16 protein-coding genes are annotated in these 16,007 nt (G+C 69.6%); 11 read left to right on the plus strand and 5 right to left on the minus strand.

Going from position 1 to position 16,007, the window contains the following annotated elements:
- Window positions 1–45 precede the first annotated feature (45 nt).
- From ruvX to EV138_RS29295, 5 genes are read left to right on the plus strand one after another with little or no spacing between them, the layout of a single operon-like run.
- Entirely contained in the window at window positions 46–510 is a 465-nt protein-coding gene (ruvX, locus tag EV138_RS29275; RefSeq protein ID WP_133982747.1) for a Holliday junction resolvase RuvX, read from the plus strand.
- Complete coding sequence (gene mltG, locus EV138_RS29280) at window positions 507–1,703, plus strand: endolytic transglycosylase MltG (RefSeq protein WP_133982749.1); 1,197 nt, start codon at window positions 507–509, stop codon at window positions 1,701–1,703. The genes ruvX and mltG overlap by 4 nt, the downstream gene beginning before the upstream one ends.
- Entirely contained in the window at window positions 1,703–2,530 is an 828-nt protein-coding gene (locus EV138_RS29285; RefSeq protein WP_133982751.1) for a shikimate dehydrogenase, read from the plus strand. Before mltG ends, EV138_RS29285 begins: the two co-directional genes overlap by 1 nt.
- Window positions 2,517–3,986, plus strand: coding sequence for an FAD-binding oxidoreductase (locus EV138_RS29290; protein WP_133982753.1), 1,470 nt, complete (start codon window positions 2,517–2,519; stop codon window positions 3,984–3,986). The genes EV138_RS29285 and EV138_RS29290 overlap by 14 nt, the downstream gene beginning before the upstream one ends.
- A 13-nt stretch (window positions 3,987–3,999) precedes the next feature.
- Window positions 4,000–5,037 (plus strand): DUF2330 domain-containing protein, encoded by a 1,038-nt coding sequence (locus tag EV138_RS29295; protein ID WP_133982755.1) that lies wholly within the window; start codon window positions 4,000–4,002, stop codon window positions 5,035–5,037.
- Between the two features lie 31 nt (window positions 5,038–5,068).
- Here the strand turns inward: EV138_RS29295 and EV138_RS29300 are convergent, their stop codons facing one another.
- Window positions 5,069–5,617: an SRPBCC family protein gene (locus tag EV138_RS29300; protein WP_133982757.1), complete on the minus strand. Its 549-nt coding sequence runs from the start codon at window positions 5,615–5,617 to the stop codon at window positions 5,069–5,071.
- Between the two features lie 207 nt (window positions 5,618–5,824).
- Here EV138_RS29300 and EV138_RS29305 point away from each other — a divergent pair, with 207 nt between their 5' ends.
- On the plus strand, window positions 5,825–6,544 hold the full coding sequence (locus EV138_RS29305; protein ID WP_238158492.1) for a prepilin peptidase: 720 nt from the start codon (window positions 5,825–5,827) through the stop codon (window positions 6,542–6,544).
- 10 nt (window positions 6,545–6,554) lie between these two features.
- On the opposite strand, the gene EV138_RS29310 is transcribed toward EV138_RS29305, so the two are convergent.
- Window positions 6,555–7,733 (minus strand): ADP-ribosylglycohydrolase family protein, encoded by a 1,179-nt coding sequence (locus tag EV138_RS29310; RefSeq protein WP_238158493.1) that lies wholly within the window; start codon window positions 7,731–7,733, stop codon window positions 6,555–6,557.
- A gap of 118 nt (window positions 7,734–7,851) precedes the next feature.
- On the opposite strand from EV138_RS29310, the gene EV138_RS29315 reads away from it, so the two are divergent.
- The 4 genes from EV138_RS29315 (at window position 7,852) to aroB (ending at window position 11,086) form a co-directional block, all read left to right on the plus strand.
- A complete protein-coding gene (locus tag EV138_RS29315) occupies window positions 7,852–8,058 on the plus strand; it encodes a hypothetical protein (RefSeq protein ID WP_133982761.1) in 207 nt (68 codons plus the stop codon).
- Window positions 8,059–8,190: 132 nt separating this feature from the next.
- Window positions 8,191–9,396 carry a chorismate synthase gene (gene aroC / locus EV138_RS29320; protein WP_133982763.1) on the plus strand — a complete coding sequence of 402 codons (1,206 nt, stop codon included), beginning with the start codon at window positions 8,191–8,193 and terminating at the stop codon, window positions 9,394–9,396.
- Window positions 9,393–9,935 carry a shikimate kinase gene (locus tag EV138_RS29325; protein WP_202866995.1) on the plus strand — a complete coding sequence of 181 codons (543 nt, stop codon included), beginning with the start codon at window positions 9,393–9,395 and terminating at the stop codon, window positions 9,933–9,935. The genes aroC and EV138_RS29325 overlap by 4 nt, the downstream gene beginning before the upstream one ends.
- Window positions 9,932–11,086 carry a 3-dehydroquinate synthase gene (gene aroB / locus EV138_RS29330; protein ID WP_238158494.1) on the plus strand — a complete coding sequence of 385 codons (1,155 nt, stop codon included), beginning with the start codon at window positions 9,932–9,934 and terminating at the stop codon, window positions 11,084–11,086. The genes EV138_RS29325 and aroB overlap by 4 nt, the downstream gene beginning before the upstream one ends.
- Window positions 11,087–11,093: 7 nt before the next feature.
- Here aroB and EV138_RS29335 read toward each other — a convergent pair whose 3' ends face one another.
- Genes EV138_RS29335 through EV138_RS29345 form a run of 3 tightly spaced genes read right to left on the minus strand, consistent with a single transcriptional unit; the run spans window position 11,094 to window position 14,735 of the window.
- Window positions 11,094–12,026, minus strand: coding sequence for a hypothetical protein (locus EV138_RS29335; RefSeq protein ID WP_133982767.1), 933 nt, complete (start codon window positions 12,024–12,026; stop codon window positions 11,094–11,096).
- The gene (locus tag EV138_RS29340; RefSeq protein ID WP_238158495.1) at window positions 12,023–12,664 is read right to left on the minus strand and encodes an RNA polymerase sigma factor; all 642 of its coding nucleotides are present in this window, start codon (window positions 12,662–12,664) and stop codon (window positions 12,023–12,025) included. The genes EV138_RS29335 and EV138_RS29340 overlap by 4 nt, the downstream gene beginning before the upstream one ends.
- A gap of 40 nt (window positions 12,665–12,704) precedes the next feature.
- A complete protein-coding gene (locus EV138_RS29345) occupies window positions 12,705–14,735 on the minus strand; it encodes a HelD family protein (RefSeq protein ID WP_133982770.1) in 2,031 nt (676 codons plus the stop codon).
- A 75-nt stretch (window positions 14,736–14,810) separates the two neighbouring features.
- Here EV138_RS29345 and EV138_RS38300 point away from each other — a divergent pair, with 75 nt between their 5' ends.
- Entirely contained in the window at window positions 14,811–15,728 is a 918-nt protein-coding gene (locus EV138_RS38300) for a TetR/AcrR family transcriptional regulator (protein WP_133982772.1), read from the plus strand.
- The last annotated feature ends 279 nt before the right edge of the window (window positions 15,729–16,007 follow it).

Raw genomic sequence — 16,007 nt, forward strand, 5'->3', positions numbered from 1 at the left:
TGCGTCATCAGCGTTGCCACCCTGCCCCCGGGGTAGGGCACACTGATGCGCCGGGGGGTACGGGTGGCACTGGACATCGGTGATGCGCGCATCGGGGTGGCGAGTTCTGATCCGCACGGGATCCTCGCGACGCCGGTGGAGACCGTACGGCGTGGTCCGGGCGACCTGGACCGGATCGCGGCCCTGGTCGGCGAACTCGAGGCGTTCGAGATCGTGATCGGCCTGCCGCGGTCGTTGTCCGGCGGTGAGGGCCGGGCCGCGGTGAAGATCCGCGAGACCGCCGAACTGGTCCGGCAGTTTGTGCTGACCCACGCCGTAGGGGATGCTCCCGAGGTGCGACTGGTGGACGAGCGGTTCAGTACGGTCACCGCCGAGCAGCAGTTGCGGGAACGTGGCAAGAAGGGCTCCAAGCGGCGGGCCGTGGTCGACCAGGCCGCGGCGGTCGTGATTCTGCAGCACGCGCTCGACTTCGAGCGGGAGACCGGGAACCCGCCTGGGAGGCCCCTGTGAACGGACCATCGGTGGACGAAGACCTCAACGAGGGCGACAACCTGCCGGACAGTCTCGGTCTGCGCCCGGAGACCAGGGTCGAGCGGCGGGCGAACCGGCGCAAGGCCCGGACCCGGCGCGGCTTCGGCTGCTTCGCCGGGCTGGTCTCGTTGCTGGTGGTCGGCGGGCTGATCGCCGGGCTGGCCTTCGGCTTCGGCAAGGGCCGCGACGCGCTGGAGAAGGTGTTCTCGGCCCCGGACTACTCCGGCACCGGGACGACCCCGGTGACGGTCGAGATCACCCAGGGGCAGAGTTCGCAGTCGATCGCGGACACCCTGGAGAAGAAGGGTGTGGTGAAGAGCGCCCGCGCCTTCGAGCGGGCGGCCCGCGACAACCCGAAGTCCCGTTCGATCCAGGCGGCGACGTACACGCTGAAGAAGGAGATGTCGGCCAAGGCGGCGCTGGACCTGCTGCTGGACCCGGCCAAGTCGGTGCTGGTGACCCGGATCGGATTCCCCAGCGGGCGGACCAAGGCCGAGATCACCGACATCCTGCAGAAGGCGAAGGCCGCCAAGCTGCCCCCGGGTGCGGCCGCGGCCGCGATGGCCAAGCCGTGGGCGCTCGGCCTGCCGTCGTACGCGAACAACAACCCCGAAGGCTTCCTCTACCCGGGCACGTACGACGTACCGAAGGGCGCCACGGCGTACACGATCCTCAAGCTGATGACGACGCAGTTCGCCCGGACCTCGGCGGAGATCAGGCTGCCGCAGACCGCCCAGCGCAAGAAGGTCGACCCGTACCAGGTGGTGATCATCGCCAGCATCATCGCGGCGGAGACGAACCGCAAGGAGGACTACGGCAAGGTCGCCCGGGTCATCTACAACCGGCTGGCGGGCAATCAGCGGCTCCAGATGGACTCCACGATCCACTACGTCACCGGGCGCAACGGCAAGGTCTTCACCTCCGACGCCGACCGGCAGATCGATTCGCCGTACAACACCTACAACCGCAGCGGGCTGCCGCCGACGCCGATCAACTCGCCCGGCCGGGACACCCTGCTGGCCGCGCTGAACCCGACGCCGGGCGGCTGGAAGTACTTCACGCTGGTCAACCTCGACACCGGTGAGACCGCGTTCGCGTCCACGCTGTCGGAGCACCAGCGGAACGTGCAGAAGCTGCAAGCGTGGTGCGCGGCTCACGCCGGTAGGTGCTGATGACTCGCTGTGCCGTTCTCGGTTCGCCGATCGCACACTCGTTGTCGCCGGCGATGCACCGGGCCGCGTACGCCGAACTCGGGCTGGTCGACTGGCGCTACGAGGCCCACGAGGTCGGTGAGCAGGAGCTCCGCGGATTCCTCGGCACGCTCGGAGACGACGTGCGCGGACTGTCCCTCACGATGCCGTTGAAGCGGGTCGCGCTGGAGTTGGTGGACACCGTCGACCCGGTGGCCGAGCTGATCGGCGCCGCGAACACGATGCTGTTCGAGCCCGACGGCTCCCGGTCGGCTCACAACACCGACGTACCCGGGCTGGTCGCTGCCTTCGCCGAGCGGGGGATCACGGGCGCCGACACGGCCGTAGTACTGGGTGGTGGGGCGACCGCTGCGTCCACGCTGGCCGCGTTGCGGGGTCTCAAGGTGTCGGAGGTGACGCTCGTCGTCCGGGATCCGTCGAAGGCCGCCCGGCTGCTGGATCTCGCGGCGGAACTCGGACTGAAGACGTCGGTCGCGGACTTCGGCCAGGTCGAGCAGATCGGCGGCTTCGACCTGTGTGTGTCCACGTTGCCCGGTGGCGTGGTGGATCCCTGGGCCGAACACTTCGCGGCCGTCGCGCCGGTGGTGTTCGACGTCGCCTACCATCCGTGGCCGACGCAACTGGCGATCGCGGCGCACCGGATCGGTACAGAGCTGTTGAACGGCCTTGATCTGCTTGTGCATCAGGCGACCCTGCAGGTGGAGATGATGACCGGTAGGTCGCCCGCGCCTCTGGCGGCCATGAGGGCCGCCGCGCGTGAGGAGCTCGACGATCGTGAGCCAAGTTGACCGCCGCACACTTCTGAAGACCGGCGGTGCGCTCGCCGCCGTTGCCCTGACCAGCTGTTCGGGGAACAAGCCGGCCAGTGCCGGACCGGACAGCCTGACCGCCGCCGCCGGACCCGACTGGAACGGCTTCCGCAAGGGCCTGACCGGCAAGCTCTACCGCCCCGGTGACGCCGGCTACGCAGGCGCACATCAGGTCTTCAATCCGAGGTTCGACTCGATCCAGCCGGCCGGCGTGGTCCGGATCTCCACGGTGGACGATGTGCGCGAGTCGATCCTGTTCGCCCGGAAGAACAAGCTGGTCTGCGTCCCGAAGGGCGGCGGCCATTCGTACGTCGGCGGTTCCACGGCCGGGAACGGCCTGGTCGTGGACGTCGGCTCGGCCCGCGGGATCAGTTACGCCAACAACGTGGTGACGATCGGCGCCGGCGCGAAGCTGTACGACGTGCACGCGTACCTCGACAAGTTCGGCCGCTCGATCCCGACCGGGACCTGCCCGACCGTCGGGATCGCCGGGCTGACGCTCGGTGGCGGGATGGGGATCCACACCCGGACGTACGGGCTGACGCTGGACCGCGTGATGTCGATGCAGGTGGTGACCGCGGACGGCGTGTTCCGGACGGTCAGCCCGACGCAGGAGCCCGAGTTGTTCTGGGCGCTGCGCGGCGGTGGCGGCGGCAATCTCGGGATCGTCACGTCGTTCCGGCTGGCCACGATCGGCGCGGGCAAGCTCGGGTTCTTCCGGCTCACCTGGCCGGAGGCGAAGGCGGCCGCCGTCGTACGCGGCTGGCAGCGGTTCGCGCACGAGGCGCCGGCCACGGCCTGGGGCAACCTGCATATCGATGCCCAGAGCAACGGAACGTTGTCGATCCACATTCTCGGGGTGTCCACGACCGGTTCGGCCGGGGCCGTTGCGGCGCAGGTGGAGTCGTTCGTCGGATCGAAGGCCACGACCCGGTCCATCACGGTGAAGACGCACATGGAGGCCGTTCGCTACCTCGGGGGCGGCACGACCAGCCCGCGAACCGGGTTCCTGGCCGGATCCGACGTACTGCGTGGGCCGATGGACGCCGGCACGATCAACGGGCTGCTCGGCGCTGTGAAAGCTGCTGCGCGGGCGAAGGTGCCGGCCGCGGCGATCCTCGATCCCCTCGGGGGACAGGCGGCGAAGGAGCCCGGACCCGGTACGGCGTGGCCGTGGCGATCCGCGCTCGGCGTGATCCAGTGGTACTGCGGGACCGCGGCGCATCCGACGTCGGCCCAGGTCGGGGCAGCGCAGAAGTTCGTCACGTCCGGACATCACGCGGTCGCCAAGGCCTCGGCGGGCGGCTACGTGAACTATGTCGAGGCCGGCCGCTCGGGCAACTCGTACTACGGCGCCAAGCTCGGCCGCCTCCGGGCCGCGAAGAAGAAGTACGACCCGACCAACTTCTTCCGCACGCCGTACACCCTTGGCTAGTTAGGGTGCGGCCATGAAGCTGTGGCGGATGGTTGCGGGAGTGCTCGGATTTGCCGCAGTGGCAGTAGGCGTCACCCCCGCTTGGGCGTGCGCGTGCGGCGGCTATCTGCCGGACGCCGAGTCGCGCGCCCGGGCGTACGGGGAGAACGCGCTGGTCCGGTACGACGGCCAACGCGAGCAGATCGTGTTGTCGATGGCGGTCCACGGCGTGTCGAAGAAGGCGGCCTGGATCATGCCGGTGCCGGCCGCGGCCGAGGTGAGCCTCGATGACAAGAACACCTTCTACGGGCTGGAAGCGATCACCGCACCGAAGGTGGTGACCCGTACGACGTACTGGCCCTTCCGGAATCTCAAGATCACCGACCGGGACGGCTCGGTCGGCGGCGCGCCCCGTGGGCCGGCCGCGGTCGACGTACGGCAGCAGATGACGCTCGGCCCGTTCCAGGTCGCCCGGCTCGGTGGGAGCAGCGCGAGCGCGGTGACGAACTGGCTCCGGGTCAACGGGTACGTCGTACCGGCGACGCTGGCCACCAACCTCACGCCGTACATCACCGAGAAGTGGGAGATCGTCGCGGTCAAGCTCGCGCCGAAGGAGACGAGTGGGAGTCTGTCCGGCGCGACCCCGCCGCTGCGGCTGAGCTTCGCGTCGGCGCGGATCGTCTACCCGATGCGCCTGAGCAAAGGCGCCACCACCCAGCAGACGGTCAGCGTCTACGTCGCCTCGGACCATCGCGTGGACGCCTCGCAACTGCCCGATCCGTCCGTGCAGCCGAAACTCCTGTACGCCGGCCGGGTGACCGACCGACCGGAGCTGACCGGATCGCACAACTACCTGACCGCCTACACCGTCTCGTACGCCGATCCGTCGCGCATCACCAACGACTTCACCTTCACCCCGGCGGCGAACGACGACGAGTTCCAGCGGATCACCTACGTCACCGAGAACGACGGCTGGCCGAGCACGCTCGCGATCGTCCTGCTCGGCCCGCTCCTGATCGGCGTCGGCGCGGCCCTGCTCGCCCGCCGCTCGGTGCGGAAGTCCCGCGCCTGAGCCAGCGGCGCGGGCGGTTTCGCGGTGTGCGTCAGCCGAGTTCGGCCGCCAACTGTTGGTAGCCGGCGAGGAGGGCCTGCCATCGCGCGCCGACGTCGACAGGGGCGCCGCCCACGAGATAGGCGGCGAGGTTCTCGGCGTGGATCTGCCACCCGGCCCCGAAGGAGGCGACGCGGTCGAGCGGTAGGCCGCGGACCTCGATGACCAGTAGCGCGCGGTCGCCCTCGGCGCTGAGAGTGGCCTCGACGGTCTGGTCGAACGGCGCCGGCCCCTGTCCTCGCTGCCACGATTCGTCGGTCTCTCTGGTGCTGACCAGCAACCGATGGGGTGGCTCGCAAGCCTCGACCCGCCCCGTGCTGTCGAGGTCGGCAGGGTCGAGGTGAATGCGGAACGTTCCACCCGGCCGAAGGTCGCCCTCCACCCGGCCGTACCACCGGGCGAGGCGGTCGGGGTCGACGACGGCGGACCAGAGGTCGTCGATGGTGGCGTCGTAGCGCTGTTCGATGCGCACGACTCCCTTCCCGGCGACGGCCGCGAGACTGCCGGTGAGGTCCTCGTCGCCACGGATGTCGCTGCTCATGCGGTGCTCCTTCGTGCGCGCTTCGCTCGCGCCGGCTCAGGCCTCCAGGCTCGAAGGACTGCTGTCTGGCGACAACGTAACCAGGCACATGTATAAGTGTCAACCTATATAAGCCGAGTCGTATCGAGGCCGGTGCTCTGTCGACCGTCCACAGGCCGCGTGGTCGGGGCAGCGGGGCAGGGCTCTGATCGTCTAGGCTCCTGGATCGTGTCGGCAGAGAACGCGTTGCTCGCCGCGGGTGCCGGCGTGGTGCTCTGCGGACCTGCGGCGTTCCTGCTCGGCCCCTGGCTGATGCGGCGGATCCCTGAGCCGGTGCTGGACGAGGGCGAGACCAAGACGCCGTACGCCGAACTCGCCGGCCGCGGCTTGGCGAGCAGCGCGGCGTACTGGTGCGGTGGAGCGGCCGCCGTCGCCGGTGGACTGCTCGGGTGGAGTCTCGGGACCTCGCCCGCACTGGCGGCCTGGTTGCTGCTGGCCGTTGCCGGGGCAGTGCTCGGGTACATCGACACCCGGACGAGATTCCTGCCGTCGGCCATCATCTGGCCGACGTACTTCGTGGTCGGCGCGGCCCTGATCGTCGGGGCGGCCGTGTCGGGGGAGTGGGGGTCGCTGCGCCGGGCCGCGATCGCCGGGGTGATCGGGTTCGGGGTGTTCTACCTGCTGTGGTTCGTGTTCCCGCGCGGCGTCGGCTTCGGCGACGTCCGGCTGTCCGGGTTGCTCAGCATGGCGCTCGGCTGGCTCGGCTGGGGACAACTCGTCACCGGCCTGTACGGCGGGTTCTTCCTCGGCGCCGTGATCGGCATCGCGCTCACGCTGGCCAAGGTCTTCCGGCGCCGGCAGATGTTCCCGTTCGGCCCGTTCATGCTCATCGGCGCCCTGGTCGGGGTGTTGATGGGCGGACCGCTGGAGCACCTCTACCTGGGCTGATATCTGGGGGTTACCAGCCGGGATAGCGGACGTGCCAGCCGGTCTGCGGGCCGTACTCGCTGTGCAACTCGCCGGTCCGGGTGAACTCGAGGGCCAGGTCGTCGGCCAGCTGCAAGATGGTGCCGCGGCCCTCCACGGCGTACACGAGCTCCGCCGGGAGAGCGGTCTCTCCGTGCAGAGCGCCGAGGACGTTGCCGCAGATCGCGCCGGTCGAATCGCTGTCGCCCGAATGCGTGACAGCCAGCGCGAGCGCGTCGAGGAACTGCTCGGGCTCGGGACAGGCCAGTGCCGCGTACACTCCGATCGCGAGCGCTTCCTCAGCGATCCAGCCGCCGCCGAGCCGCTCAACGGTGTCCGGACCAGGCGCGGTCTCGCTTGCCGCCAACTGGCGCGCACCGGCAAGCGCAGTACTGGTTTCTTCGTGGTCCTGGTGGGTGGCGAGCAGCTTCTGCGTCTCGTCGAGGGCAGCCTCGAGGTCGGCGCCCTGGCAGAGCTGGTGGACGATCGCGGCGAGCGCACCCGAGGCGAGCTGGCCGGTGGGATGACCGTGGGTGTAGCCGGCTGCCTCGGCGGCCGCGTCGAAGGCCCATTCCAGCCCGAAACCCTTTGCTGCAGGCAACAATCCGAAGGGCGCCGCGCGCATCACGCCGCCGCAGCCCTTCGAGTTGTTCACCGCCTGCGCTCCGAACTGCGGGATCCGGTCCATTCCCTTGCGGGCCTTGCCGAGCGCCGACAGGCAGGTGTTGCCGGGTGCGCGGCGGGCGTACAGCCAAAGCTCTGCCTGCAACCATCCGTCGCGCCGTCCACTGGGTGCCGGTAGCAACTGAGTGTCGAGCCAGCGGTCGTACGCGTGCTGCACGACCGCTACCGTGAACCCGATCCCGCGATCGGTCCGTACGCCGGCGCGGATCAGCCCTTCTACCGTGAACAACGTCATCTGGGTGTCGTCCGTGACCGTCCCCGGCGGCCAATCGGCGCCCCCGGCAACGAACTCGCGCAGCCCACCTGGATGGGCGGTCACGATCTTCTGACCTTCGTCGAACTCGACCGGGCCACCCAGCGCGTCCCCGATCGCGCCGCCGAGCAAGCAGCCGCGGATCCGAGAGCGATACCCCTCGTCGCCTTGTCGCGTGATCGGGTCCTCCGCGCGCTGTGCCATCGACGCCTCCCAGTCGTTGAGCAGTCGCACGAGGGTATCCGGGGGTAGTGCTAGCGCTACCCCCAAGACGGGTCCCAAAGCCAGTTCTTCCGGCGCCGCCGGCTTCTAAGTTCGTAGTACAGAACAACCGGACCGCAAGGAGCACACCATGAGCATCTCCCTCCGCCGCACCGCCACGCGACTGGCGGCCGCGGGCCTGGCCACGATCGCGCTCGGCGGCGCCGCGGTGGTCGGTGCCCAGGCCGCCCTGCCCTCCAGCACCCCGTGCAGCGCCAACCCGGTCAGCAAAACCCTCGACGTCCTCCTCACCGTCCGCTCCATGAACAACGACACCACCACCTGCCCCACCCACTGACGAAACACCCGGCGAGTACTACGCCCCACGCGGCTCCTCCATCGCCCTGCCCGGGGTCGCGGCTCCCGCATGAAGTGGGTGCTGGGTGAGACTGGGCGCGGGGCCGACGGGTGCGCGTGAAAGAATCGCGGCATGCTGCGCTGGCTCACCGCCGGCGAGTCGCACGGACAAGCGCTCGTCGCCGTACTCGAAGGTCTTCCCGCTGGGGTCCAGGTCACCACTGATGACGTGGCCGATGCCCTGGCCCGTCGTCGTCTCGGCTACGGCCGGGGTGCCCGGATGAAGTTCGAGCGGGACGAGGTGACGTTCCTCGGCGGATTCCGGCACGGGTTGTCGCTCGGCTCGCCGGTCGCCATCCAGGTCGGCAACACCGAGTGGCCGAAGTGGGAGCAGGTGATGTCCGCCGACCCCGTCGATCCGCAGGTGCTGGCCGATCTCGCCCGCAACGCCCCGCTGACCCGGCCGCGCCCCGGTCACGCCGATCTCGCCGGCATGCAGAAGTACGGCTTCGACGAGGCCCGCCCGGTGCTCGAACGCGCCAGCGCCCGGGAGACCGCGGCCCGCGTCGCGCTCGGCGAGGTGGCGGCGCGGTTCCTGCAGCAGGCGTACGGCGTGACGATCGTGAGCCACGTCGTCGAACTGGGCACGGTCAAAGCGCCGTACGGCGTGATCCCGTCGGCGGCCGACGTCGCCCGGCTCGACGCAGACCCGGTGCGCTGCCTCGATGCGGATGCGAGCAAGGCGATGGTCGCCGAGATCGACGCCGCGCAGAAGGCCGGTGACACTCTCGGCGGTGTCGTCGAGGTCATCGTCGACGGTCTCCCGCCCGGCCTCGGCAGCTACGTGCACTGGGACCGCCGCCTCGACTCCAAGCTGGCCGGCGCCCTGATGGGCATCCAGGCGATCAAGGGCGTCGAGCTGGGCGACGGCTTCGAGCTCGCCCGTACGCCGGGTTCGCGCGCACACGACGAGATCGTCGCCGAAGACGGTGAGGTACGCCGTACCAGCGGTCGCTCGGGCGGCACCGAGGGCGGGATGAGCACGGGGGAGACCCTGCGGGTGCGCGCCGCGATGAAGCCGATCGCGACGGTGCCGCGCGCCTTGCGCACGATCGACACGGTCACCGGCGAAGCCGCGTCGGCCCATCACCAGCGCTCGGACGTCTGCGCCGTACCGGCCGCCGGCATCGTCGCCGAGGCGATGGTCGCGCTGGTCCTCGCGGACGTCTCGATCGAGAAGTTCGGCGGCGACTCGGTCGCGGAGTCCTCGCGCAACCACAAGTCGTACCTCGCGAGCCTGCCGGCCACGATCACCCCGCGCGAGTGGAGCGGAGAGTGAACTCAGCGTCCGCTTCTGCCGAGTCCGCTGCGCCCGGGAGCGGCCCGGTCGTCGTACTGGTCGGGCCGCCCGGATCCGGGAAGTCGACGATCGCGCAACTGCTCGCCGGCAAGCTCGGCCGGGCACACCGCGACACCGACACCGACGTGGAAACCCAAGCAGGTAAGGCGATCTCGGACATCTTCGTCGACTCCGGCGAGCCGGCCTTCCGCGCGTTGGAGCGGGCCGCGATCGTGGCCGCGCTCCAGGACGACGGGGTAGTACTGTCGCTCGGCGGCGGCGCGATCCTCGACCCGGACACCCGGGCGGACCTGGCCGGACACAACGTCGTCTTCCTCAACGTGACGGTCGGCGAAGCCGCCAAGCGCGTCGGCCTCGGCGTCGCCAGGCCGCTCCTGCTCGGCAATGTTCGCACCCAGCTGCGAAACCTCCTCGAGGCCCGCCGCCCGTACTACGAAGAGGTCGCCAAACTGACCGTGGACACGGACAACCGCACGCCGGCCGAGATCGCCGACCAAATCCTGGAGCAGCTGGGATGACGGAGCAACACCCGACCGACGGTCCCGCAGTCGAGCGGCCGGTCGATGCTTCCGCGGACGAGCCGCGGCGCATCCGGGTCGCCGCCGCCGCGCCGTACGACGTTGTCATCGGCAACAACCTCCTCGGCGAACTGCCCGGCCTACTGGGCACCGACGTACGCCGCGTCGCCGTGATCCACCCGCGTGCCCTGCGGACCAGTGGCGACGCGATCCGCGACGACCTGACGTCGGCCGGGTTCACCGCGCACGCGATCGAGATCCCGGACGCCGAAGAGGCCAAGTCCGCGGAGGTGCTCGCCTACTGCTGGTCGGTGCTCGGTCAGGCCGGGTTCACCCGCTCGGACGCGATCGTCTCGATCGGCGGCGGTACGACGACCGACCTGGCCGGCTTCGTCGCCGCCACCTGGCTGCGCGGCGTACGAGTGGTGCACATCCCGACCACCCTGCTCGGCATGGTCGACGCGGCCGTCGGCGGCAAGACCGGGATCAACACGGCCGAGGGCAAGAATCTGGTCGGCGCGATCTGGGAGCCGGCCGGCGTGCTGTGCGATCTGGCCGCGCTGGAAACCCTGCCCCGCAACGACTACGTGAGCGGCCTGGCCGAGGTGGTGAAGTGCGGGTTCATCGCCGATCCGACGATCCTCGACCTGGTCGAGAAGGACCCGGCCGGCGCTTCGAGTCCGGCGTACGAGCACACCGAGGAACTGATCGCCCGCGCCATCCAGGTGAAGGCGGACACGGTCGGCGGTGATCTGCGCGAGCGGACCACCGCGCTCGGCGGAGCGATCGGGCGCGAGGCGCTGAACTACGGGCACACGCTCGGCCATGCGATCGAGCGGCTCGAACGGTACAAATGGCGGCACGGTGCGGCGATCAGCATCGGGATGGTGTTCGTCGCCGAGCTCGCCCGGGCCGCGGGGAAGCTCGACGACGCGACGGCCGACCGGCACCGCGCAGTACTGGAGTCCCTCGGCCTGCCGACGTCGTACCGGGCCGACGCCTGGCCGCACCTGCAGGACGCGATGAAACTGGACAAGAAGACCCGGGCCGACCGGCTGCGCTTCGTCGTACTGGACGGGTTGGCCAAGCCAACCATCCTCGAAGCCCCCGACCCGAGCCTCCTCATCGCCGCCTACGCCGAGATCAGCTGAGTTCGGTTCAGCCGGCGGAGGACAGCGTGGTGTAGCCGTCGCCGGAGAGGCCCTTCACGACAACTCGGCGGTCGATCACCACGGGGCCGACCAGGTTGCCGTCCTTGTCGAGCCGCCGGGTCTCGACCTGCGCCTTGTCGCCCAGCCTGAGCGTGGCGGAACTCCACGAGCGGATGTAGGCGAGACCGTCGACCACGTCGGTGGTGAACCACGGACCTGGCTTGCCCTTCATGACCATCCGGCGCTGCACGGTGGTGACACCAGGCGCGACCGTCACCCACCGGCTGGACGGGAAACCGGTCAGGGTGCCGTCCGGTTTGCCGATGCTTCCGAGGTTGTCGCCCGTACCGCCGAGGCCGTCGGGATACTTCCGGCTGAACGTGCCGAAGTCGTAGTTGCGCCGGACGCGTCCGTCGGGGTCCTTGGTGGTGATCGTGCCGACGCAGGCATAGGTGCTGCCGCCGGAGTCCACCGCAACTGTCCAGTCCGTGCTGCGATCGGAGTCGGCGACCTTGGTCGCGTGCCGGATCTTGCCGATCTTGGCGCCCATGCCGGGCCAGTCCAGCGGCGCGGTCTCATAGGTCTGCCCGGGGACGTCGTGCGAGCCGACCCACTTGATGCACTCGGTCGCGAACGCCTTCGCCTGGGTGGCGGTCAGCTGGCCCCGATCGACCGAGACGGTGTTCTCGGCGGCCTTCGGCTTCGTCGTCGCCGCCGAGCTGGCGCCGCCGCCCTTTCCGGCCGGGGCCGGACCTGGATCGGACTTCAGCATCGACGGCACCGTGAGCGCGCCGGTGGCGATGACGGCGATCGAGGCCGCGGCCGTGACCGGGAGCAGCCAGGCCTTGCGGCCGCGTTTCTCGTCGTGGTCGGCCAGGACGCGGTCGAGGATGACAGTCTTGTGGGGGAGCGGTCGCTCCGCGGGGATCTGCCTGGTCATTCGAGGCCCTCCGTGGTGCCGAGGTCGAGGAGGCCGGCCAGGCGCGTCCGCGCCCTGGCCAGCCGGGATTTGACGGTGCCTTCCGGTACGCCGAGGGCTCTGGCCGCCTCGGCGATCGAGCACTCCGACCAGATGACGAGTTCGACGACTTCGCGCTGCTTGGCCGGGATCCGGTCGAGCAAGCGGCGGGTCTGGCTCATCGAGCGTTCGTCGTCGACCCGGGCGGCTGCTTCGCCGGAGTGGTCGGGGACGGTGCCGGTGCGGTCGATCAGCTCGATGCGGTCGGTCAGCGCCGCCTGCCGCCGCGAGGCGCGGAGTACGTTGCCTGCTTCGTAACCGGCCATCACCAACAGCAGCGGCCGGGCGCTGGCCAGCGTCAGCCGGTCGATCTTTCCGGCCCGGGCCCGGCGCCAGAGCGCGACAAAGGTGGCCTGAACCACGTCCTCCGCGCTCGCCCACGACGACGTACGACGGAACGCGAAGTTGTAGACCGCGTCACTGTGGCGATGAAAGAGATCGGCCAGAGCCGCCTCGTCGGCGACCCGGAGCCGTTCCCAGAGGTCTTGGTCGTCAGTGACCGCGTACCGGGGTCTGGCCGCCATCCGCCGCACTCCCGTCGTCGCTGTATGTGTGCTCACACCGGGAAGAGTCCGGCAACCATCCGCCGGTTCCATTTCCTCAGCCCAGTTCGGCCGGCAGCGGACGGTGGTAGAGGACGTCGAGCCGGGAAACCGCTCTCGTCAGCACAACATAGAGGCGGTTCAGCCCACGGGTTTCCGCCTCGGCGATCGCGGCCGGCTCGACGGCGATCACATGGTCGTACTCGAGCCCTTTCGCAAGGCTCGCCGGCACCAACGCCACCCGGCCGTCTCCGTCGGGCGCGACGGTCTCGATACCGTCCGCGTGGAGTGCCGCGGTGAGTTCGGCGATCGCCTCGTCGGCCGCGATGACGCCGATCGACCCCTCTTCCTTGAGAGCACCTCGTACTGCGTCGACGCAGCCGGCTGCCAGGTCGTCGGTGTGGCTCAGTGCGAGCCGCCCGTCGGTGCGGAACGATCGCGTCGCCGGGACCTTCGCCTGGAGACCTGCGAGCAGCCGGTTGGCGATGGCGACCACAGCGGCGGGGACTCGGTACCCGGTGGTCAGGGCGATCACCTCCGCTTCGGGCTTGCCGAGATGGCTGAGCTGCTGGGCCCAGTCGCCCGCTGCCCAGGGCGTCGTACCCTGCGCGAGATCGCCGAGCACGGTGATCGATCCGTGCTCGCTGCGTCGCGCGATGGCTCGGCACTGCATGGGGGAGAGGTCCTGTGCTTCGTCGATGATCACGTGGCCGTAGCTCTCGCCGCGACCCACCAGAGCGCTGACCTCGTCCAGCAGGACCAGATCCGCAGCGGTCCAGAGAGCGCTCCCTGCCTTTCTCGGCCGTTTCCAGGCGATGACCAGTTGCTCTTGTTGGCTGAGAATGCCTTCGGCCGCCGGAGCTGGATCGCTCAGAAACTCAGCCAGAACCTCAGCTGGTTTCACGGCCGGCCAGACCTCGTCGACGGCGGGTGTCACCGCCCGCGCCATCCGGCGGAGCCAAACACCGTTGCAGTTCTGCCCACGTGCCTCGGCCTGCCGCTGCAGCGCCGCCACCAACCGCGAGATCACGCGTTCCCGCCCGATCCCGTATGCCGTCGCTTCCTCGCGAGCGTCTTCCACCATCTGCGCGAACTCGTATTGGTTGACCCGCCACCGATACGAACTGTCCGGTACGACGACGGCCTCGCGCGGCACCCGGACTCGGCCGTAGAGCGCTCTCTGAAGGATCTCGGCCATCCGCCCATCGTGTTTCACCAAGGCGGCCGCGGGCTCGTCGGCCGCTCGTACAGTGAGCTTCTCGCCGATCAGCAAGTCGTCGACGGTCGTCTGCTCGACATCCACCTCACCCAGCGTCGGCAGCACCGCCGAGATGTAGTGCAGGAAAGCCCGGTTGGGCCCGAGCACCAGCACCCCGTTGCGCTGCAACCTCGCCCGGTGCGCATACAACAGGTACGCCGCCCGATGCAGCCCGACGGCAGTCTTCCCCGTGCCCGGCGCCCCTTGCACACAGATCGACGCCTCCAACTCAGCCCGAACCAACTCGTCCTGCTCCGGCTGAATAGTCGCCACGATGTCCCGCATAGGCCCCACCCGAGGCCGCTCGATCTCCGCCCGAAGAATCCCCCCAACCGCACCCCGCCCAACCCCAGCCACTCCAGGAACTTCAGCTGGAACGTCGGAGGATTGTCGGGAGAGTTGCTCGTCCTCGAAACCAGTGAGTGTTGCGTTCGACCACCCGTAGCGCCGGCGTACTGCGACGCCCTGCGGATCCCGAACGCCGGCCCGGTAGAACGCCGTCGACACCGGTGCCCGCCAGTCGATCACGAGCGGCGGTCGCCCGATCGCATCCGAGATGTGCCGCCGCCCCAGGTAATAGGCCTGCCCGCTGTGCTCACCAGCCGACGCACCCACGCCGTACTCGATCCGTCCGAAGAACGGCGGACTGTCACCCTCATCCGCGAGCTCTCGGGCAAGGCTCTTCAAGTAGTAGCCAAGCCGCTCGGCCGTATACCGATCTCCCCAGGTCAGCTCGCCGACGACCACATTCTCCCGCGCACCCGCCACCATCGCCCGCAGCGCTTCGCGGCACCGCCCCGCATACGCCTGCTCTTCCTCAAGCCCCCGCATCCACCGCGCCCTTCTTATCAAAAGGTTAACCGGGTTAAATCTTTGCCCAGGTTAACATTTTGCTACCCTCAGCGCATGGCCGAACTCCGGAACCGCAAGAAGCAGCAGACGCACGACGCCTTGTCGGCCGCCGCGATAGCCCTGTTCCTCGAGCGCGGCTTCGACCAGGTCTCGGTCGCCGACATCGCCGCCGCCGCCCACGTCTCCAAACCGACCCTGTTCAAGTACTTCGCCACCAAGCAGGACCTGGTCCTCCACCGCATCGCCGACCACGCCCACCAATCAGCCCACCTCCTCCACCAAGCCGCCACCTCCGCCCCCACCGCCCGCACCGCCCGCACCGACCCGACTCCTCCCGCCAACCCGAACTTTTCGACCGCCGACCCGAACTCTTCGACCGCCGATCCGACTGCGCCGGCCCCCGACTCGACCGCTCCGGCCGCCGACTCAACCGCCTCGACTGCCACGGCTGCTCCGACCGCGGACCCGGCCGCCTCGGCCTCCCCAGCCGCCGACCCGACCGCTCCGACCGCCGGCGTGAAGGCTCGGCCGAGCGCCGCCCGACCGGGCGCGTCGGGTCCTCTAACCGCATCCCCTTCGGTGACTCTGCCCGGGGACGGCGGTGGGCGGATCGCGTGGGCGGCGGGAGTTCTGCGAGACGCGTTTCTTGCCGGCCTCGAGCAGCGAGATCCGGTGACAGGATTGAACGACCACCCGGAGGTGCTCGCGTACTACCGCCTGGTGTTCGAGACCCCCGCGCTGGCGATCCGGGTACAGCAGTTCATCGCCGACGACCAAGCCGCCCTGGCCGATGCCCTAGGCAACGACCTGACCGCGGAGGTCGCCGCCGCCCAACTCATCGCCACCCAACAGGTACTAGCCAAACGCAACTACCGCGCCATGGCCGCCGGCATCACCGCCGACAACCAATACCCCACAGCCCAAACCGAAGCCCAAACCGCTTTCGCCACCTTCTCCATCCCAACCCCATAGTCACCTCCCGCCCGACCGCCCGTCTCCCGCGAGATCGTCCAATCGCACGACTGCCCGCCAGCAACACCCCGTCAGCCACCCCCGCCACCATCCCGGCATGCACCCGGGGAAGCCACCTACAACAGACAAGCCACGTCAGCCACCTGAGGCGGGTGCCTCTGGCAGTCACCTCGCCCGCAATCTCCGGCGGGCGTCTTCGGGCGGCCCACCCCGTCCGCCACCTTCGGCGGGCACGCCACGTTGGTCACCTGCGGCGGGTGCCTTTGGCAGCTCGCTCGC

The sequence above is a fragment of the Kribbella voronezhensis genome (assembly GCF_004365175.1).
Taxonomy (GTDB): Bacteria; Actinomycetota; Actinomycetes; order Propionibacteriales; family Kribbellaceae; genus Kribbella; species Kribbella voronezhensis.

Excerpts from the sequence above, each read along its gene's own strand:
- ruvX (WP_133982747.1), top strand. The coding sequence starts at position 46 with ATGCGCCGGGGGGTACGGGTGGCACTGGACATCGGTGATGCGCGCATC.
- EV138_RS29285 (WP_133982751.1), top strand. The coding sequence starts at position 1,703 with ATGACTCGCTGTGCCGTTCTCGGTTCGCCGATCGCACACTCGTTGTCG.
- EV138_RS29295 (WP_133982755.1), top strand. The coding sequence starts at position 4,000 with ATGAAGCTGTGGCGGATGGTTGCGGGAGTGCTCGGATTTGCCGCAGTG.
- EV138_RS29300 (WP_133982757.1), bottom strand. The coding sequence starts at position 5,617 with ATGAGCAGCGACATCCGTGGCGACGAGGACCTCACCGGCAGTCTCGCG.
- EV138_RS29315 (WP_133982761.1), top strand. The coding sequence starts at position 7,852 with ATGAGCATCTCCCTCCGCCGCACCGCCACGCGACTGGCGGCCGCGGGC.
- aroC (WP_133982763.1), top strand. The coding sequence starts at position 8,191 with ATGCTGCGCTGGCTCACCGCCGGCGAGTCGCACGGACAAGCGCTCGTC.
- aroB (WP_238158494.1), top strand. The coding sequence starts at position 9,932 with ATGACGGAGCAACACCCGACCGACGGTCCCGCAGTCGAGCGGCCGGTC.
- EV138_RS29335 (WP_133982767.1), bottom strand. The coding sequence starts at position 12,026 with ATGACCAGGCAGATCCCCGCGGAGCGACCGCTCCCCCACAAGACTGTC.
- EV138_RS29345 (WP_133982770.1), bottom strand. The coding sequence starts at position 14,735 with ATGCGGGGGCTTGAGGAAGAGCAGGCGTATGCGGGGCGGTGCCGCGAA.
- EV138_RS38300 (WP_133982772.1), top strand. The coding sequence starts at position 14,811 with ATGGCCGAACTCCGGAACCGCAAGAAGCAGCAGACGCACGACGCCTTG.